Origin of the sequence: Shewanella sp. TC10 (assembly GCF_009663145.1) — a bacterium.
Taxonomy (GTDB): domain Bacteria; phylum Pseudomonadota; class Gammaproteobacteria; order Enterobacterales; family Shewanellaceae; genus Shewanella.
Map to the genome: position 1 here is coordinate 1 of NZ_VKHR01000014.1, position 21,651 is coordinate 21,651.

14 protein-coding genes are annotated in these 21,651 nt (G+C 38.5%); 1 reads left to right on the forward strand and 13 read right to left on the reverse strand.

The window, feature by feature from the left end:
* Positions 1-20: 20 nt before the first annotated feature.
* The 10 genes from FNZ24_RS06780 to FNZ24_RS06825 form a co-directional block, all read right to left on the reverse strand.
* Positions 21-1,157, reverse strand: a complete 1,137-nt coding sequence (locus FNZ24_RS06780) for a Sua5/YciO/YrdC/YwlC family protein (protein ID WP_153913738.1) — start codon at positions 1,155-1,157, stop codon at positions 21-23.
* Positions 1,158-1,166: 9 nt separating this feature from the next.
* Positions 1,167-3,206, reverse strand: a complete 2,040-nt coding sequence (locus tag FNZ24_RS06785; protein ID WP_153913739.1) for a hypothetical protein — start codon at positions 3,204-3,206, stop codon at positions 1,167-1,169.
* On the reverse strand, positions 3,199-3,753 hold the full coding sequence (locus FNZ24_RS06790) for a HyaD/HybD family hydrogenase maturation endopeptidase (protein ID WP_153913740.1): 555 nt from the start codon (positions 3,751-3,753) through the stop codon (positions 3,199-3,201). The genes FNZ24_RS06785 and FNZ24_RS06790 overlap by 8 nt, the downstream gene beginning before the upstream one ends.
* Positions 3,754-3,756: 3 nt before the next feature.
* A complete protein-coding gene (cybH, locus tag FNZ24_RS06795) occupies positions 3,757-4,422 on the reverse strand; it encodes a Ni/Fe-hydrogenase, b-type cytochrome subunit (RefSeq protein ID WP_153913741.1) in 666 nt (221 codons plus the stop codon).
* Positions 4,423-4,451: 29 nt separating this feature from the next.
* Positions 4,452-6,155: a nickel-dependent hydrogenase large subunit gene (gene hyaB / locus FNZ24_RS06800; protein ID WP_153913742.1), complete on the reverse strand. Its 1,704-nt coding sequence runs from the start codon at positions 6,153-6,155 to the stop codon at positions 4,452-4,454.
* A gap of 3 nt (positions 6,156-6,158) precedes the next feature.
* Positions 6,159-7,295 (reverse strand): nickel-dependent hydrogenase small subunit, encoded by a 1,137-nt coding sequence (hyaA, locus tag FNZ24_RS06805; protein ID WP_153913743.1) that lies wholly within the window; start codon positions 7,293-7,295, stop codon positions 6,159-6,161.
* A 426-nt stretch (positions 7,296-7,721) separates the two neighbouring features.
* A complete protein-coding gene (locus tag FNZ24_RS06810) occupies positions 7,722-10,262 on the reverse strand; it encodes a sialidase family protein (RefSeq protein WP_153913744.1) in 2,541 nt (846 codons plus the stop codon).
* 94 nt (positions 10,263-10,356) lie between these two features.
* Positions 10,357-12,591: a tetratricopeptide repeat protein gene (locus tag FNZ24_RS06815; protein ID WP_153913745.1), complete on the reverse strand. Its 2,235-nt coding sequence runs from the start codon at positions 12,589-12,591 to the stop codon at positions 10,357-10,359.
* 384 nt (positions 12,592-12,975) lie between these two features.
* Entirely contained in the window at positions 12,976-14,673 is a 1,698-nt protein-coding gene (locus FNZ24_RS06820) for an alkaline phosphatase family protein (protein WP_228768402.1), read from the reverse strand.
* Positions 14,674-14,869: 196 nt separating this feature from the next.
* On the reverse strand, positions 14,870-15,709 hold the full coding sequence (locus FNZ24_RS06825) for a hypothetical protein (protein WP_153913746.1): 840 nt from the start codon (positions 15,707-15,709) through the stop codon (positions 14,870-14,872).
* 398 nt (positions 15,710-16,107) lie between these two features.
* Between FNZ24_RS06825 and FNZ24_RS06830 the strand changes: the two genes are divergently transcribed.
* The gene (locus FNZ24_RS06830) at positions 16,108-16,356 is read left to right on the forward strand and encodes a YdcH family protein (protein WP_153913747.1); all 249 of its coding nucleotides are present in this window, start codon (positions 16,108-16,110) and stop codon (positions 16,354-16,356) included.
* A gap of 101 nt (positions 16,357-16,457) precedes the next feature.
* Here FNZ24_RS06830 and FNZ24_RS06835 read toward each other — a convergent pair whose 3' ends face one another.
* From FNZ24_RS06835 to FNZ24_RS06845, 3 genes are all read right to left on the reverse strand, one after another.
* Positions 16,458-16,928: a GNAT family N-acetyltransferase gene (locus FNZ24_RS06835; protein ID WP_153913748.1), complete on the reverse strand. Its 471-nt coding sequence runs from the start codon at positions 16,926-16,928 to the stop codon at positions 16,458-16,460.
* A gap of 17 nt (positions 16,929-16,945) precedes the next feature.
* Positions 16,946-18,211 carry an ectonucleotide pyrophosphatase/phosphodiesterase gene (locus FNZ24_RS06840; RefSeq protein ID WP_194945010.1) on the reverse strand — a complete coding sequence of 422 codons (1,266 nt, stop codon included), beginning with the start codon at positions 18,209-18,211 and terminating at the stop codon, positions 16,946-16,948.
* 234 nt (positions 18,212-18,445) lie between these two features.
* Positions 18,446-21,649 (reverse strand): efflux RND transporter permease subunit, encoded by a 3,204-nt coding sequence (locus FNZ24_RS06845; RefSeq protein ID WP_153913750.1) that lies wholly within the window; start codon positions 21,647-21,649, stop codon positions 18,446-18,448.
* Positions 21,650-21,651: the final 2 nt, after the last annotated feature.

Sequence of the window (21,651 nt, forward strand, 5' to 3'; positions counted from 1 at the left end):
TGATCATAACAGACCAATAGTTAATGCCTGTKATGATCAACAATCCCGTCTACTACCTCGCCAAGCTTTTGTTTGATTTCATTACCATCGGTAATGATAGGTAAGCCAGAAATATTAGCACTGGTTGCAACTATCGGTTTTTTAAAGGCTTCAACTAGTAGATGATGCAGTGGAGTATATGGCAGAAATATACCTAAAGTATCAATATCAGGGGCAAGTGCAGGACTTAGGTCAATCTCTATATCACTTCGCTTTTTCATTAAAGTAATAGGGTTTTCTGCTGAACTAAGGATTTGCCATTCTTTACGTGTGCCTTCAACCAGTTGACGAGCATTACGTAAATCGGTTGCCATAACAGCTAAGGGTTTAGCTTTACGATGTTTGCGCTGACGTAGACGTTTTACTGCAATATCATTAGTGGCATCACAAATGATATGAAATCCACCTAATCCTTTTATGGCAATAATTTTTCCATTATTGAGCTCACTGACAATTTTGCTAATTATTTGTGGGTTACTGAGCACACTAGAAGTTTTATTTCCAAAGTTTGAGTTAGCAGTACAGTCTATATAGCTCAGTTGTGGACCACACTTTGGGCAACTAACGGGCTGGGCGTGATAACGACGGTTTAATGGATCGTTATAAGCATACGCGCATTCATCACACATGACGAAGTCTGCCATTGATGTATTGATGCGATCGTAGGGCAGATTTTTAATGATGCTATAACGAGGTCCGCAATTAGTACAATTGGTAAAAGGATACTGATAGTGGCGGTTTTTGGGGTCGCGCATTTCCAGTAAACAGTCACCACAAACACTCTTGTCTGCCGAAATCGACACGACAGCATCATCACTACAGGTACTGGTTTCAATGATAAAATGTTGCAGTGAACTATCTATAGCTTCTTCTTTTATTGATAATTTATCGATACGTGCAAGAGGAGGCGGATTGACTTTCAGCTGATGTACAACCTTGTTGATATCGGTATTTAAACCTTGTAAATGAATACACACACCTTGTTGGTTATTTAACACTGAACCAACTAAGTTAGATTGAGTGGCAAGGCGGTAAACAAAAGGTCTAAACCCAACGCCTTGTACAATACCGTTTATATTTAATTTGACCTGTTGGCGATAACCATTATGTATTGTCATTAATGGCTCCTATCGACGGCGTTTAGCAAGGTACAAACCGCCAACAGTAATATTGGCACCTTCTAAATCCAGATGACGGTTCACAATTAAAGGATAGTTTTTGCCGAGTCGGATACACAATCTGCTTGCCATGACTTCATAGCTAAAATCTATCCCGGCTAACACTACTGCATCTATGCCTTGTTCATGCTCTAAATGATCTATCCAGTTACTTAAATAGTCTGTTAATGAATCAAAGAAACCAAATACTAAAATAGCAGGATTAGCCCCCGCTAATTTAAAGCTCATTAAACTTGCGAGTGTTTTACGCCAATTAATAGAACGTTTATGTAGGGCATTATTATCACCACTATTTATGGAGCACAGTGGAAAATCTACTCGTGGGGCATTATTGCCATGATAACTTTGTGCTAATGCGTGGAATTTATCTGCTAGCTCTCGGACATTACAAACAGGGGCGTTACAAACAATAGCATTACAAACAGGGGGATTAGAGGCAGAGGCATTAGAAGTAGGGGGAATAGAAACTGGTAAGTTATGAGCATTCTTTCTAACTTCATCATCTGGCAATACGATTAACGCTGCGTATGCCATAAAGGTTTGTAAGCTGTCTGCTTGAGTCCCTGATGGTAAACTAAAATCAGCTAGTAACTTGAAAACTTCAGGGTAGGCAACACAATATTTGTTAAATATAGTGTTGTTATCAGAGCTTACTAGTTCTTCAATCAATTGATGACCACTTTGTGGCAGTGTAGGCATGTGTAAAAATGAACTAATCTTGCCTTGCTGATTTTGAGTGATGACAGAACTGGATTGGCTGTGTGATAAATAAATACAAGCCAGTTTTTTAAGACTAGACGAAGCCTCTAATGAACTATTACGACTAGTGACACACCCCGTACTTATTAATCCAGCGTGTAAAGCACAAGTTGCTGCGTCGATACCTTGTAATGGTTGATGTTGGATCAGACTGCTCGCTAAGGTTTCATCTGATGCAGTGACAGTGCATTTTAAAATATTTTTTTGCCATGATGCCTTATATATAAGGTTACCTTGAAAGTATCGATTGTCATCGTGCTTTGGCATAGGGGCTTCAAAGTATAAATTTGCTGTGGTGTGATTTTGAACCCAAGCATTATTAACCCAAGAAACACTAAGTCTATTTTGGGGCTTTTTAATATATAACCAATCGATTTGTTTACTTTTTAATAGTGCAGCAACACGTATGAGCAAACGGCTGTCCGCAAATGTCACATTGTAATAGCTATCATTTAAATCTTGATTGGATTCAGGTCGGTCATTGAGTGTTTTTTTATTCGGAGCCAGCTTTAAAAAAGGTTTCTCGAAGCTTGATAAAGCAAGAGACTGATGTTGCTTAATGATAAATGAAGATGAAATGACCTGTGGATTGGTAAACAGTACTTGCTGTAGGGGACTTAGATGTAAGGTGCTCGGATGTAATTCTGTAGTTTGACTGGTAATGATAGGGTTTAAACTCAAACTTAGTGAGTTTTCTTGCTGACCAATCCAAACTTCCTCACCTTGCAGGATCCTATTAACTAGGTTTGATATATCTTGCTGGTTAAAACCAATTTCATATTGTTGAAGGTTACGCTCGCCTAGACAGTGGGGGCAAGCAATTGCTATGACTGAGTTCTTATCAAAGCTCTTATCTAAGTTATTATCTAAGTTAGAGATCAAGGGTTCACATTGACTGCAAAACCCTTGATGTACTGCTTGGTGCTGCAAACACGTTTTAGTACCTTTTCTTTCTTCAATAGCAATGACTTCGGCGCTTTCAAGCCAAACAGAATATAAGAATTTAGCCGCTATTTCATCGGCTAATGCAGCAAGATCACTTTCTGAGGCTTCTACTTCCAGAAAGTAAGTATGGATCGGTGAGAATTGGGCGTGCTTAGCTTGTAGATCATTGTCAATATGGTGACCAACAGTAAAATCAAAACGGTCATCGGCAAGGTATAAATTACAAAGGTCTGCATACAAGGGAATATCGCGATGACAAAAAAAGTTAAAACTGATTTTAGGCATATTCTAGGGTTCCGCGTTTATATGAATCAGGGATAAGTGCGTTAATATCGACTGCAGCTTTTTGTTTATATGTAAATCCTTGCTCAGTAAGGTGCTTAAGTAATACTTTTTCCATAGTAGGGACAGCTGCTTGGATAGAAGATGTCAATCCCAATGTCATAGGTTCTATCACTGTCGGTGTAACCCCTACAACATGGGTATTAGGTCTATCGCCAACCATTTCCATCATGATAAGGGTTTGCAGCATCTCAACTTCGTGAGCACTTCCTTGCCAATCGATTTCTGGTGGCGCCTGATCAAAATTAAAGGAATATACTTCGCCAGGGCTTACTCCTGGACTGTTGACAGTATCAACAACAATTAAGTTATCGTATCGACAGAGAATAGGAATTAGCCCTTGTGCTAGGGTGCCACCATCAAGTAAATCAATGCTGTCTGTCGGGTGGTTAAACTGATATTTCTCTTGGATATAATTCACGAAATGTACGCCGATACCTTCATCGGCGTACAACACGTTACCTATCCCAATAAGTAGGGTAGTAGACAAGTCTTAATGATCCTTATGGTAGTCATAACCAGAAACTATTGAGTCAACAGAGTTATGTTTGAAGCGAATACCAGACCACACGGCCATATAAACATGGATTACCATAAACACAATGAATACCCATGTAATGATATGATGCCAAATTCTGACTTGTGCAAGTCCTCCCATTAGGGTGGTAAACCAAGCGGAAGCATCCCAAATCAGTCCACCAAATCCTTCATGATAAACATTGGCATATAGCACTAAGCCGGTAATACACATGAATAAAGCGGCAAATGAAATCCCGACGTAAGTGACAAACTGCAGCGGCCCGTATACGCCTACTTTATTTAGATGCCCCATCCAAATGTAAGACTTAATTTGGACTATCCAGCTTTTAACGCTAAGTACATCCTTCATTGAGCGTCTTTCGATTGAACTTTTACTAAAGAAAAACAAGTAAAATCGAATGATGGTGACGCTTGTTAACGCAAAACCAAAAACAATATGAGTAAACCGGATCCATCCTTGAACTAATACATCAGATGATGCTGGCGCTACTAAAAATGGCCAAGAAAGATAAAAACCTGTTGCAATCAATACCACAATCGATAGTGCCCTTATCCAATGGAAAATCCGGATTGCGGGCGAGAAAATCAATTCTCTATGATGGGTAGCTACCTGAGTCATAATCAATTCCTCTTTGATATTCGAACCGATTAAAGACCATTAGGGTCAATGTGAAATTCACCTAAACTCGTCCCTTTGTAATCCATGACGTGAACAGCACAAGCCATACAAGGGTCGAAAGAGTGAATGATCCGTATTACTTCAAGTGGTTTACTTGGGTCTTCAAGTTCTAAGCCGATTAAGGAAGCTTCGTAGGGGCCGACTTTACCGTTAACATCGACGGGGCCAGCATTCCATGTGGTCGGTACAATGGCTTGGTAGTTTTCAATTTTTCCGCCTTTGATACGGATCCAGTGACTTAACATACCGCGAGGTGCCTCGATCATCGCGTGACCAACGTAATCCTTATTTGAATCTATTTCAGGGGTAACATAGGTGCTTTCATCGGACATCATGTTGACCAGCATTGCATCAAAGGTTTTTAATCCTTCTTCAGCGACAATGACCGTTTGAAGCATTCGGGCAGCTGTGCGGCCGAGTGTGGTGAATAAGGCTTCAATAGGTAAACCTGTGGCGCTTAAAAGGCCATTAACTGCTTTAACCACCACTTTGTTGTCACGTGCATAACTCACTAATAATGATGCTAGTGGACCAACTTCAACAGGCTCCTCTTTATACCTTGGAGATTTAACCCAAGAGTATTTACCATCGCCATCAACAGTAGGAAGTTTGCCGTAAACGGTGTCTCTTTCAACAAAGCCGGTATAGTTTGGAACCGTCGTGCCTTCATAAGGGTGCTGGGCTGAATCTGCGTCATACCATGCGTGAGTGACATCTTCTTTAATGGAATCAGGGTCAATATCGCTGACTCCAGCAAGATCGCCATTCATGATAATGCCCTGATCAAACATATATTGGCCATCGGCTAATACAAAATCATTAGTTGCCATAAAGTTTTTCACGTTTACGCCGCCAAGTACGCTAGGCTCTGAACCAAAAGCAGCTGCTGCCATCACGATATCGGCTTTATAGGCGCGAAGAATGAAGTCTTGTACTATTGCGTGTTTTTGTTTCCACTCTTGCAGTCTAGCTGGACTAAGCATGTCTCGAACAGAAGTGACGCCGCCAACAACAAGTGATTGAGGGTGAGGGGATTTACCACCAAAAATTGCTAGCATTTCAGCAGCAACACGTTGTACTTCCAATGCTTTTAAGTAATGTGACAGCGCGATTAAGTTTTGTTCTGGGGTAAACTTGTAAGTTCTATTGCCCCAATAAGCATTGGCAAATGGTCCAAGCTTTCCGGTATCCACTAATCCCTTAACTCGCTCTTGAGCTGTACGTAAATCACCTTCACCAGCGGCAATTGGGTTAGCTGTATATTTTTGTGCTTCTTGAGCCGCTAAAGCAGGATCTGCACTTAAAGCTGAAACCACATCAACCCAGTCTAAGCCGTGTAAATGATAAAAATGCACAATATGATCATGCATATATAAAGATGTTTGCATTAACGAACGTAAGTATTTGGCATTGAGTGGGATTTTTACACCTAATGCATTTTCAACTGCTTCTGTTCCGCAGCGATAATGAGAATAGGTACATACGCCGCAAATTCTTTGCACGATTAAGCCGACATCCATAGGTGTACGGCCTTTTAAAATAACTTCGATACCGCGCCAAAGAGTGGAAGAAGACCAAGCTTTTTTGATGACATTGTTTTCATCTACTTCAACTTCCACACGAAGATGGCCTTCAATTCGAGTAATAGGATCGATTACAACACGTTTGTTCATGGATTATTCCTCTAAAGGCTTGGCAAAAAGACTTGTAACGGCATGAGCGCCAATACCGACAACGGTAGCGCCAAGAATAACCGCACCAATGGTATCTGCAGTTGCATCTACCCCATGTAATAACTGTCTTCCTAATGGTTTTTCGAAATCAGCCATGTCATCCCAGAAATTAGGCTCAGAGCAACCGATACAACCATGACCCGCTAGTACCGGCCAACTGGTATGATGATTAAATCGTTCGGTTGGACAATTGTTATATGTGTATGGTCCTTTACAGCCCACTTTATATAAGCAGTAGCCATCTTTTGCGCCTTGATCGCCAAATGTCTCTACAAATTCGCCGGCATCAAATCGTCCGCGCCTTTCACAGTTATCGTGTACGCGAGCGCCGTACGCCCATTTAGGACGATTGAACATATCTAAAGCTGGAAGTTTTCCAAACATAATGAAGTACATCAGAGTGCCAACAATGTTCTTTTCACTTGGTGGACAGCCACCTAAATTAATCACTGGCTTGTTAATTACATCCTGAACACCTTTTGCACCGGTTGGGTTAGGTGCTGCAGCTTGAACTCCTCCAAAAGCGGCGCATGTACCTACTGAAATAATGGCTGCAGCGCCTGCGGCTGCTTCTTTAACAATATGCATACCTGTATGACCTTTACAGCCTACAGTTAGAAAAGCGCCGTTGTTAGCGGTTGGAATTGCGCCTTCCACGGCTAAAAGGTAATTACCTTTATAAGCCTCCATCGCATGCTCGAGGTTTTCTTCAGCTTGCCATCCTGATGCTGCCATTAAGGTTTCATGATATTCCAGTGAGATATGATCAAATATCAAACTATCAAGATTGGGAGTATCAGTTCTGATAAGAGACTCTGAACAACCAGTACATTCAGCCATATGTAACCATATGAGAGGTACTCTGTCGGCAAGTTCAGCAGCTTCAGAAACTAAGCTGGTAAACGGGAGGGGGAGTGCAAGTAAAGCGGTGACTGACGCACTCCATGTCATGAATTCGCGTCTAGTAATTCCGTTTTCTTTTAGTTTTTCGTCTAACGTAACGGTTTGGCGAGGCGCTGTTTCACGTAGTTCTGCTAATCGGTTTTTACACCGTTCATATAAAGCTGCATGTGTATCCATGTATTAACCTATTCCGTGTTGGAGGATCAAACTGCGTTAATACAATATAAAACGTTGGATAATTGGTGTATTGATGCAAATCAATATTAAAACACTTGATTGAACTTTATAGAGAACAATGGTTATTGGTTTGATTTTAATCAACTCTTACTAATTTAGGGCTTGGGTATTTGTAAGGGTTTTTAGATAAAGTTAGAAGTAGAACAGTTTTAACAATGGCTTATTTCAGTAAATGTAATTGAGATTGCACATCTTAGAAATTCGAATGCTGCATATCAAGAGCCTTAAGCTGACATCATTATGTAAGTTAACGTTCTTGCTATAAAACAGTTTTAAGGCTTTCTTCAAGTAGTGTATTTATTAGCTGACTGATACAATAAGTTGATGGCATGAAGCTAATAAGATTTTTATGGAGTAATACTTCAACTATCGGTTAAGTGAACTCTGCACCATCTTGATATTTTTTAATGCAAAGTTAGTATCAACTGTTGGGCTAGAAACATTGTTTAGCCATAGGATTTCAATAGTGTGCGTGCCTTTAGAAACAGCGGGCAAATGAAAGTTTACTTCTTCCCATTGTGTGTCAGATGCTTTAACTACTTTCTCTGACACAACTTCTCCATCAAGCATAGTTTGTAATTCGAAACCAGGGTAGTTTGAAGGTAACTTTCTGTTACCTGGTTTATTTATAGCATCAAAAAAGATATTGATATTACTAATGTCTGAAGTTGTAACTGTCCAGCCTATTTGAGCTCCACTTTTCCATACTGAACGTGCTTGTTCACTTTCATAGTATTTCCAAGCCCAATGATCTTTCAAAATACTAAAATTATTAATATTTGTTCCTAGATCTATTTGTTCGCTAAAAGGTTGTAGCTTAATTTTACTTACACCTTGAGAATAACTTGTGATAAATAAATCATCTGAACAAGGAGAAATAAGCATATCTGCAGCGCCAACTCCTTTGTATTCTGAGATTAAAGACCAGTTTGTGCCAGCATCGTCACTTATATAAATTTCTCCAGTATTATTATTAACCCAGTTAATTAAGCTAACAATAACTCTTTTTTCGTTTTTTGGATCTATGGTTAGGGCATCTATAGCACCAGTTACTTCAAAATCTTTAATTAATTGCCACTCACTTGTTGATGACTCTTTTTTATAAATCGCTGCGCCATGACCTATATTGTCAGAGTTAGCTGTCCCCGCATAAACGACGCCAGAACCACTCACTACTAAGTCATACACGTACAACCTTTTTAATCCATCGTGGATCCAAGTCTCGCCATCGTCCACTGTGGTGTAAACGCCATTTGAAGCGGTTCCCCAATACAATGTGTTGGTTGTTTCATCTTGATCTAAACCATTATAAATACGTTTGCTGCCGGGTTTAGTGAGTGATTTCTGCCAATTGTAACCACCGTTTGTGGATATAAATAATCCATGTCCGTCAATCCCAAGGTAGAGTTTATTAGGTACATTTTTGTCTTTAATTAATGCTCGAGCGTAGCCTTTGTCCCATATAGGCCAGGAGGTTTCGTAATAAGAAGGGAGACCTTCACTCACTCTAGTCCATGTTTGACCATTATCCTCACTTATTAAAATCTGATTTGCTTTAGAAGACCAAGCGCTGCTAGTGGCAATGAGTCTTTCAGAATCTACGACGATATTCCAAAAGTGGCCAGCAACATCTTCATCGAAATAATCATCAGTTGCTGTTGGCAAAAGTGATATAGGTTTTTTCCCTAGCGGATAACGGATAATTCCTACGTCCATTGAAGCAGTGACCAAATTACCATCATCAGTTAAAGCTATAGATGAGCCTACAGTGTTTGAAGCTCCATCCTTAAAATTCTCACTCCAAGATTGCCCAGAATCAGTAGACTGCCAAACTCCCCAATATGTAGAGAAATAAAAAGTGTCATTATCAATGGAACTTACATTAACCGACATGACTTTATTGATCTTGTAGTGATTCCACGTACGGGTAGGGTTGCTAGTTGAGTAATCTAGATTTTTTAAATCTTGTGACCAACTTTTGCCAGAATCTTTACTTATTAACACTCCAGATTGCCAGTCTTGATACCAAGCAATAATTATACTAATTTCATTTTGGTTATTTAATGTAGCAGAGATTCTGTGTGTTGAAATTTGTTCATTAAGTGAAATAGATTGTGAGATGTTTAAAGGAGTCCAGCTTAGACCATTATCTATTGATAAAAGTACATCGCTAGTTCCGACTGAAAAGATATGTTCTTTGCCATTAAGAAAAACAGATGTTAAATCTAAAGCTGGATTTGGCTCTTGTTTACTTAGCATCCAAGATGAAGTGGTTGGATCTTCATGGAAAACGTATCTGTTTGAGCTTGTACCTGTGATTAAGTAATTGTCCTTAGTTAATAATAAGCTTGAAATTGTTTTTTGATCTGGGGTTACAGCTATTAACTGAGCTATTCCTTCGTGATAATTGAAAATTTGACCTTTATTATCTCCAAAATAGAAATTCATAGGGTTTGAGTCATCTATAAAAATATTGCTGTAACTATCCCAGCGTTTGAAACTCAGACTTGCAGGAAGGTTTTCAACACTTTTCCATGTTTCACCTCCATCTAAGGTAATAGAAATGCCAGTTTTAGTTGTTGCATAACCTATTAACGGGTTAGACACAGAATAAATCAATGACGAAACGCTTAAGTTAGCTAAGCCAGAATTTTTGCTTTCCCAGTTTGTAGCATTTATGCCTGACTTCCATATACCTGATACATCAGATATTAGGTGCAACTCGTTATTATGGCTTAGGATTTTAGGATATGCTCCACCACCAGACCAAGAAAGTTGGTGCTCACCGTTTTGACATAGTGATATGGTTTCTTCTGCCGAGCAATGTACAACAAATGATGCTAAGGACATTACAACAATCAAAATAGTACTGATTAAGCCTCTAATTGGTTGATTTGTATCGTCCATAATAATCTAGCTCCACTTTTAAAATTTATATAGCGATAAAAAGTTATTTAAGTATATAAAAATAAGTAATAAATGAGGCCTACTTTAGGTTGATTTATCTGCCTGTTAGCTGTTTTACCACTTGTGCAGGCACTATTTGAGACAAACTATTCAAACAAGCTTGCAGGGTTGGATCACGATGTTTTATTTTGAACTCACATAATGCATATAAGTGCTGAGGATTCTTTCCGACTTTATAAGCCTTGGATAATGAGGACATTGCTTGTTTAACATTTACTTTTTCTTGTGCAAGTCCTAACACATACCAATATTGTGGATTGTCACTTTCTACTTCAGTGGCTTGTTGAAAGTAATTAATGGCGTTGTTGAGTTGTTGTTGGCGATATAAGTTTAAACCAGCACTGTAACGTAAGACGCCAGATGTCGGTTGATTAACTATGCCTTGTTGTAAAATGGATAAAGATTTTGCATCCTCACCTTGTTGTCGATATAAATCTGCAAGATTGACGTAACTGCTTGCGAAGATAGGCTCAATTTCAATGGCTTTTAAATAATATTGTTCTGCTTTGACCCATTCACCTTTAGCTATGTGGATATTCGCAAGATTCATCAAGCCAAAACCTCTATCTGAATTGTACTGCTGAATAGAAATATATTCGTTTAAAGCAGGGCTTAATAATGATTGTTGGCTTGGGCTCATATTAGACCAATTAGCCACAAGTGCTCCTGCTGTTTCAGTTCTTACTGCAAATACTGGGTCTGTTAATAAAGGACTAATGATTTGCCAACGGTCATTAAATGGAAAAGCAGCAGAGCCCGTGATTGAGCCTAATCTCATTTGTGGATCTTCATGCTTTACGCCGCGCATGATTGCTATCATGGCATTTTTACCAGGATATCTTGAGATCCTTGCAAGGGCAGAGGCTCGGATTATATTGGCTTCATTACTGTTCTGAGCTATATATGAGAGTGCATCACCACTGTTTGGTACTCCAGAACTTGCTTGGGCAAAAGCGATAGCAAAACTGTCGCTTTTTTGATATGTGGAATTAGGAAATTGCTTGGCTAAGGCATTAACTGCCCATTGGTTTGATTCTTTACTATGACAACTTGTACAGACATTTGGCGTACCAATTTGCTGACTAATGTCAGGTCTAGGTATTTGAAAACTATGATCTGCTCTAGGATCAACTTCCATATACACTGTTTTTGGCATGTGACAGGTAACACATTGAGCAGCTTCAGTTCCATCTTGATGTTGACTATGTTTCGCTGAAGTATATTCGCTAGGTAAATGGCATTGAAAACAAATTGATTCAATTGGCGCTTTGAGTTTAGTGCTGTGGGGATTATGGCAATCACTACAAACAACACCTGCTTGATGCATTTTGGATTGCTTAAAAGAACCTAATACAAACACTTCATCATAAATCTGGCCATCAGGGTAATACAAATCTTCTGTAATACCATTCAGTAGATATTTATCTGAAAAGTCTTTTTTGACATGGTCATGACTGTTATTAAGTTGGGCTCTACGGCTGTGGCATTGACCACACGTATCTAATTGATCGCTTTTTTTGCTCTGATTTGGCAGAAGTATCTTTTTACCTTTTACAAAATCCCATGATTCGACTTTAGCTTTTAAGTTACGGTCTAACCCTTTATTTAAACCGGCTTGATTAGGAGTGTTAGCCCAAGTTATATGCTTACTAGCTGGACCATGACAGGCTTCACACCCTACATTAATTTCTGACCAAGTCGTGTTATAAGTATTGGTTTTTGTATCGTAGTTTTTATTAATATTGGTGGAGTGACAATCTGCACACATGTAATTCCAATTTTGACCATTATTAGTCCAAAAGAATTCGTCATGGGGCTGCATATTGGGATAAAGATTAAACCAGCGCTGTCCACCTAGCTTTTTATCCCGACTATCCCAAGCAAGAGGAATCAACTGTACCCGGCCATCAGGAAATTTAACCATATACTGCTGCAGTGGCTGATAACCAAAAGTGTAACTAATTTGGTAATCATTGAACTTACCATCAGGACCTTTAGTGTTAACCCAGTATTGTGCGCCTTTTCTATAAAATTTATGTGTTTGCTCGTGTTCAATTAAACTCGCATCGTTGAAATTACCTAAAACTGATTCATTAGATGCATGACGCATAGACATATCATGATGAGATGTTTGCCAATCTTTATACTCTTGCTGGTGGCAGTTTACGCATTGCTCAACGCCAACATACTCTGCAGCATTAACTTTATTAGTGTTAGAAAAAGTTAATATGGCAAATAAACTAAATATGACTAGCTGATTGAATTTCATATTAAAACTATATTTAAATTGTATTATTCCCAGTCTAAAGTTTATTTAACAAATAACCAACACCTAAGCTGTGACTATTTGTGAACAGTGCAGTTATTTATGTAAGCGAGTGGGTTGCTTGGCGTAACTTGTCTTAGATTAGTTGGTTTTAATTTGGCCCTTTCTGTAGTCACGGCTGGACAGGTAAGAGAAGCAATTTGAAATGAATTGTATATCGAGATGATGGAAGTAAGCTCATGCCAATAACTTAGGTTAATAACTCATGCCAGTAACTCATACTAATAACTTGGGTCAATAACAGGGTTAACTTTTTATAACGGCATGTTATTAAGACAAAAAAGGCTGAAAATCAGCCTTTAATTATGATGAAATTGGTTATCTCGCTTACTGGTTAATGACTTCTTTTAATGGGTATCCAGCAGCGCTAGAAGGTGCATTAAGACCTAGGATTGCGCTTAAAGTAGGTGCTAAATCCACAGTAGCAACAGGTCTATTAACCACTTGTCCATCAAGGTTAAAACCTGCAAATATTATGGGTACATGGGTGTCATATCGCCAAGGAGAACCGTGTACTGATGCGACATTTAAGCCATCAAAATCCGCTACAAACACATTGGGTTCAAACACAATATAAATGTCGCCAGAACGGCTTGGGTAAAAACTGTTTTGCACTTTCTGAGTAATCTTGCCTTTAGGTACATTTCCATTTAATAAGTTTTCAAAACTGTAGGCTCTATGAATACCTGAAATACTGTTAAGTACATTGGCAACATCATTGGCAGCTGCGGCTAATGGTATTTTTTGTTTAGCTAACTTCTCGTGATCTAAATTAATGTAGGGCTGCCAAGCATTAGCAAATATTTTGCCTTTAATCCCCCATTTGGACTTAAGTAATTTAATGTCACGATTATCTTCTAAAGCTGCTAAATCGAAATGTTGTGATTTGATGCCAAACTGAGTTAAATAACCAGGGGCTTCAGGAGCACCATGATCTGCTGATAAAACAATTAAAGTGCTGTCTAAACCAACTTGTTTATCGATGAATGAAAATAATGAAGCTAATGTTCTATCTAATCTCAACAAGTTTTCTTCAGCCTCTAAACTTGAAGGCCCAAAAATATGGCCAACATAATCAGTTGAAGAGAAGCTAACGGACAAATAATCTGTGACTGTATTTTTGCCTAAACTGTTTTCAGTAATGATGGTTTTAGCAAAACTTGCTGTCATTTCATCGCCAATAGGGCTAACTGTTAAAAATGTACTGAAATAGGGGTTATCACTAGGTCCAAATTGATGAGGAAATGTCACACCATAACCAGGCAGCTTAGTTTTCCAGTCATGGGGCTTATTGTCACCAAATATGTATTGATTAGCGGGCTTCGTGAGCTGCCATTCAGTATTAGCATACTTATCTATCGGGTTTTGCTGATTCCATTTTGTCACCCAAAGTGGATATTGATCATAATAATAATCACTACTTACAAATTCTCCAGCCGATTTAGAAAACCAAAATGCTTTTCCAGTATGGCCAGCTAAAGTTATCGCGCCACGGTCTTTAACTGAAACAGCAAAAACCTTTGATTGACCGTTATTACTCGCTGTTAGCTCATCACTGAAAGTAGTGGCCATAATGTTTTTGGGTGAACGACCTTCTACTTTACTGGCTTTTTGAGTTGGGTCTATTTCATTTTTAGCATCCACTGCTGCATTTGCGCTTAATAGTGGGTGTTGTCTATCTTGAACGTTATATATTGGCTGTTGTAATTGTTTATCGAACCATAAATTACTTACCATTCCGTGGGCAGAAGGGTGGGCGCCGGTAGCTAAGGTTGTGTGACCAACTACTGTTTCAGTTATAGCATGTTGATGATGGGCTTCTTTGAAGTAAACCCCTTCGTTGATGATATAACCAAACCCTTCGTCAGTAAAATGTTGTTGATATCGCTGTAATAAGTCGCCTCTAAGTTGATCAACAGTAATTTGGACGATGAGTCTAGGTTGCTCCGCATAAACATTTTTAACGGGTGACATTAAATAAAGTGTGGTAATCGACAACAAAGACATGAGTGGCAGCAATTTCATCAAAGAATCCTTTTAATAGTACTTTTTGAAGTACGGGTCCGTGTAACCTTAGTTTTAGCAGAGAATGAAGTAATGATAAATACTGCTTTGGTGTTGAAGATATTTAGTTTTGCTCTTCATCGAAACAAACGAAGTTTACTAAACCCTTTTAACCAAAGGCTTATTAGTTTTAATTCGATAACTAATCGGGTATGGATTATTGGTATTGTTTAAAATTAAATAACGCTTGCTGGCATAAGGCTAAATTGAGTCGGATAGCATCTAGATAAGCAGAGGCTTCATTATCAGATAAATACCAATACCCGGAAGTGGTATAGGGGTTTTGATTGTAAAAAAGCTGTTCAGCTTTAAGTAATTTGTCTTGGTTCACAAAGGACTGCCATACTGTCAATGGCACTTTACTCAACTGAATTAAGGTATTTAAACAGCTTTCAGTCTTTGATGCTATTTGTGATAACGACAACAGCTCTGCAAATGGGTCGTTAATTAACTTTTTTGTTTTTGAAGCGGTTAATTTTGTTACTTGATCACTTTTTGTTAGTAACAGTTCAGGCCAATGGATTTGGTTTTTAGTCGTTTTTTGAAAAACCTTTATTGCAACCCTGCGCTCTCCAAGCCAATTGTGAACCACACAAGGTAAATGTTCACTTTGATGTAATGTGCTTCCTCTAGTTAAACTGGGCAATAAAGACATACGAGAAAGAGATAAATCACAACCCAAACGGCTGAATAAAACATAACTGACCAAACCAGATGAAGGCCAGCAGTTGAGTTGTGTTTCTAGCTCTTTTGCTACCAAAGATAATTGTAGTGCTAACCAATCACTATGATGTCCTGTCACGACAAAATCTTCAGTGGAACCAGCATAAGGTCCATTGCAAATATTGATAATGCGTTCACCTGAGGCGACAGTTCCGTTAAAAATGACAGTATAACCTTGTGTTGCAGCTCGCCATTCACCATTAGCATTACCTATGATAGTGACAGTGTTAAATTGTGACTGTGGGTTAAATTGTGATTGAGAGCTGAATTGCATGAAGCGACCAAATAAAGATGAAAGTTATATATTTAAACTATTTTAGCAGTGTTTTAGCTAAATTAATCATGACTTAACAGCTAAGTAGTCATTTTTAGAGATAAAACATTTAGATTGTTACATAAGGAATCAAAAGCTCTCAGAAGCTAATAGAAATCAACTAAATAATTTCGATCAACTGGTGAAAATGGTATTCATATTATCCAAAACAAATTGGAGAGGATTGTTTCCACTAAATTGAGCCATCATTTTGTTATTTGAATTAAGTTTTGCTTGAGTTTTTAAATGATTGCTCTACATTTTATATGTGCTTTATAGTTAACCACATGCATTTTTTTCCAATTATAAAAGAATTTTTACAATCTGACGTACCGTTTAATTAATGAAAAGAGGCTTTTATGTTAGGTGAGAATCACTCTCTTAGAAACGAATTTCCAGACCATTTAGACACTATTGCTGAACTCAATAAAAGCAATGCTGATTTTGCCGCTGTACTAAAGCAATATGATTTATTAGATCAACAGATCCGTGAGCTTGAATTAAAAGACTCGCCTATATCTGATGAATCTATACACGAGCTTAAACAGCAGCGTGTTGAAATGAAAGATAAGTTGTACCATAAAATTATGGCGACTGAGAATAGCTAAGTTACTGAAGTTGTAAGTTAAAACTTAATAGTTAAAAGCCAGTTAAACACAGGTTCAACTGGCTTTTTTGTGGCAAAAATTAGAAGGTATTAGTCTCGGCCTTATAGATACAATTTCATATCAACTTTATGCATGTCTTTACCCCAACCATCATGTGTTTCAAGAATAGTTTTTGCTCCATATTTACTAAAAAAGGGCGCAGAAAGATGACTCGCAGCAATATTGATGTATTCAATACCTTCCTTTGTAGCTTGTGAGATTGCACTTTGCATAAATAAATGACCAATCCCTAAACCTTGAGCTTTACTGCAGATTAAAATCCAATTTATCCGTTTAGAAACTGGAGGTTTTTCATCTGATTCATCAGAGTTTGGTAGTAATCCAAAAGCACCAACGACCTCATTATTAATCAAACACACTTGGTAATCAGCAGGTTGTGATTGCAAAAAATGTTGATAGTCAGCCCGTTCATTTTCAGCAAAATACAATGGACAATTATCATCAAATAGCTTCAAACAAGCTTTTTCATCTATTTGTTGATAATTTTTAAAAGTGAATTGGGGTTTATTCATGTTTTATCCTCATTCACCTATGGATGAGCGAGTAAAGGACTTAATACGGTTATGTCACCATCAATTGTTTCAGTTACTGTTAGCCCTAGTATTTCAGCAATTAACGGATATAAGTGTATATTTTCGGCATGTTTTACCACAGCTTGTTGATTAAAAGCAGGCCCTTGAGCGTAAAGCACAGTATTCATGTCAGTGACTACTGTTGGGTCATATCCGTGTTTGCCTATTACACCTGGTCTTGCATCTGTGCTAGTAATGTAATGTTTATTACTCATGATAACAGCATCACCGATTGAAGGGTTACCAGTAAAGTTTAAGTGTTTCGGCATGTCCTGTTGTAAATAAAACTGCAGTCCTTCGACATTATCTACTAACTTTTTTAAATCTGATAAATCTTTAGTTTTGTTTTCGCCAATTGCTGTTACCAGAGAAAATGCTGCGTCGTTATTAAAAATAAATTTCTCTATTAACTGCTCATTGTCAGCGACTAATTTATCGGTATACAAACGATCAAATTCATCTACTTTTGCCATGCCATGATCTGAAGTAATAATGATATTCACCTCAAATGGCAGTGATTCTACCTGGGCTAATAAATTTCCTATTAAAGAGTCTATGTATTGAACCGCTTCGCGTGTTTGATTTGCTTCGGGACCATGGTGGTGACCGGCGCTATCCACATCAGAAAAGTACAAGGTAACGAAATGTGGTCGTTGCTCAGTAGGTAATTTAAACCATTCAACGACTTGTTCAATTCTTTCTTCATTGGGAGTTCGGCCATCGTATTTAAGCCAATAGTTAGGCCGGTATCCGGCAATTTTAGCTTCAGAACCTGGCCAAAAATACGTTGCCGATTTCAGACCTTGCTGGCGTGCCAATGACCATAATGGCGTACCTTGATAAAACTGACCATCTGTAACAGCGTCGTGAATATTCATTGCATAATCACGCTGCAGCTCAGGGTTATAAAATCGATTGGAAATGATACCGTGATTAGCGGGGTAAAGACCTGTCACCAAAGTTAAATGGTTAGGGAATGTCACGGTAGGAAATGAAGGTATAAATTGTTCGACCCTTGCTGAGTTCTTCGCAAAATTAATGAGGTTTTTAGGCTGATGTAATTTATTGTAATCGTGTCGATAGCCATCGATTGAAATGAGTAATACATACTCTTGTAAGTCATTTTTTATAGATTCATTTTTGTTGTTAGCTGTAGCCACTGAAGTTAAGAAAAGCCAACTTACTGCAATAAGCAATTTAATTAATAGAGTTGTTCTGAACACGATTTGATTGTTCCTTTTGAAAAGTCATTCACCGTAAGCTAGTTACTGGCTAACTGAGCATGGCGAAATTTTGTATACATTTATCATAACCTTACTATATGACATAGTTTTGAACATAACTGAGTTTTATGATGTAAATGATGAGGCGACACAAACTATAGACAAATAAAAAAGCGAAACTTATGTTTCGCTTTTTCTCTGTTTAACTTTATGACTTTGAAAATCTATTCATTACTAAGTTTGTCCAGTGACTTCTTGAGCCGATTTAGGCGTTGACTCGGCAGTTGGCTCGGGGACGTACATTCTCCAGATACCTCTAGCAATACCACGCATATCCTCAATAGCTATATAAAGGCATGGAATTAAACATAGTGTAACGACAGTGGCAAACAGGACACCAAATGCAAGTGACACCGCCATTGGAATAACCATTTGAGCCTGCATACTGGTTTCAGTCATTATCGGCATTAATCCAATAAAGGTAGTTAATGACGTCAGCATGATGGCTCTAAAACGCCGGCAGCCAGCATTAATCACAGCTTCATTGAGCGGAATACCACGTTTACGGGAGTTATTGACATAATCCACCATAACCAAAGAGTCATTCACTACTACACCAGCTGCAGCGATAATACCGAATACTGATAGGGCACTTAAATCGATACCTAGAATGATATGACCTAGCATTGAGCCAATGACCCCAAATGGGATGACTGACATGATCATGAAAGGCTGAACGTAGGATTTAAGAGGAATTGCTAACAAACTATAAATCACTAACATTGAGATAATAAAGTCTCGCAATTGCGTATCAGCGCTGTCTAACTGCTCTTGAATACTTCCTGCAACTTCACTTTTTACTCGTGGGTATTTAGTCAGTAATTCTGGCATAAAGTTATCACGGATATCTTTGGCGAGCTTAAAGGGCTCAGCTTGTTCAGCATCAACAGATGCCCATACATTAATAGTACGATTACCGTTTTCTCGGCGAATACTATTTACACCTTGGACTACATCAATGTTTGCAACTTCAGATAGAGGTAACTCAGCACCTTGAGGGGTTTTAATCAATACCTCTTGTACTAATGCAATTGAGTTACGTTGAGCCTCAGGGTAACGAAGCATAACCTTAATTTCTTCACCGTTTCTGATGATCCGCTGTGCTTCAAGTCCATAGAAACTGTTGCCAACTTGCGATGCAATATTGGCTAAAGTTAATCCTAAGCTGTGGGCTAACGGTTTTAAGTTAAACTGAACTTCCTTAGCCGAAGATTGGCGACTGTCGTTGACATCACTCACACCCTTAAGGGTATTGAGTTTGTCTTTTAAAGCTTGTGATGCCGCTAACAGTTGTTGCTCATCGTTTCCTTCTAATCGAAAACTAATATCGCCATCATCCATGCCACCATCAAATAAACTATCTTGAACTTCAAAGGATTTAACCCCAGGTATTTTAGGCATTGCTTGACGCCACATTTCAGCGACTTCAAAGGTATTTATCGGCCTTAATTCTGGGTCAACAAGTTTAGTTCTTACTTCAGCACGGGTACGGCCTTGTAATTCAACTTGTAACTCAGCAATCATACCTTGTCCGTACTCATCTTCTAGTTGTGCTTCAACCTTCCTTAAGGCGTCTTCAATTGAATGAGCTGCATCTAATGTTGCCGTTTCAGCTGCATCAACATTCATTTCTAAGCTGATACGAGGAAAATCATGTGGAATTTTTGGTTGACCAATAAAGCGAACCAAACTACTAATATAAAGCGCTGCACAAATTACAATGAGCATGACAAAAGTAGAAATAACCGCATAACGATATTTAACTGCAACTGTCAGACTAGGCTTGTAGATATTGCCAATAAACCAAGTTAAGTTTTTCTCGATTTTACCTTGAACAAAGTTAACCCCATTTCTTAACCAATCTAAAGGATTTTTAGAACCTGGTTGAACAACTTTAGGCTTGTTCATGTGCGCTAAATGCGAAGGCAGAATTAATTTTGATTCTACTAAAGAAAAGAGCAAACAAAGGATAACGACAAAACCAATTGCCTGACCGAAAGCAGAGGAAGGTCCGTCATCTAAGGTAATGGGTAAAAATGCAGCTATGGTTGTCAAAACGCCAAAAGTTGCTGGCATAGCAACACGTTTAACACCACGGATCACACTATCAATGTTTTGACCATTTTCCTGGCATTCGGTATGGGCACTTTCACCCATAACAATGGCATCATCGACCACAATACCCAGTACAAGGATAAAGGCGAATAAGCTGATAACGTTAATCGTGACATCAATAAATGCCATAGGCATAAATAGTAGGGTACCTAAGAAACAAACTGGCAGACCCATCATCACCCAAAATGCTAATCTGACGCGCAAAAATAGCGCCAACATAAAGAAGACCAACACTGCACCTGTTTTCATGCTATCTAGCATTAAATCAAGGCGACCATCAAGGTAATAGGTCATATCAACCCAAGGCTCGAGTGTAACCCCTTCAGGTAAAAGGGCTTGTTTTTTGGCAATGTAAGTTTTCATTGTATCAGCGACATCTGTGATACTTTGGTTTTTAGCTGCGCCCACAAAAAATGTAACGGCATTTTGGCCATTAAACTTTGAGTATTGAATACCTTCTTCAAACCCATCATTCACTGTGGCAACATCACCTAACAGTAGATTGGTACCGTCATCTAATGTGAGTAGGGGTAAATCTTCAAACTCATAACCCACATAAGCTTGGTTTTCTACACGTAAGTTAATATATCCGTTTTCAGCTTTAATTTGTCCCGCAGACATATTACGTGAATAACCACGAACTGCTTCTGCGACATCATTAAAGTTAAGGCCAAACTCACGCAGTCTATCTTTGCTGACTTCAACGCTAATTTCGTAATTTAATCCGCCATAGAAATCCGCAATATTAACATTAGGTAGTTGCATGATTTCTTTATGGATTTTTTCACCTAGATCTTTCAACTGGCGCTGTGATAAATCGCCATAAAGACTTAAATACATCACTTCCTGACGTATCTTAATTCTTTCTACTTTGGGAAATTCCATTCCCGCAGGGAAGGTAGATACCGAACCAATCTCTGATTTAACTTCATCAAGTACGATTTGCGGATCGTAAGAGTCTTCTATACGAAAATAACCGTTCGCCTGATTACGATTAGAGTAGGTAATAACTCGCTGTAAACCTTGAACGGTTTCCAACGCTTGTTCAATTTTTACAGTAATACCTTCTTCTACTTCCTGAGGCGCAGCGCCAGGATAAACAGCGCTAAACTCAATCCAGTTAATTTCAACCGCAGGGAAAAACTGTTTACGAATAGTATTAGCGGTTAATAAACCACCTAATAAAATAATGATCATCAAAAGGTTTGCTGCGACACTGTTTCGTGCAAACCATGCAATTAAGCCTTTATTAGTATCTTCCATGA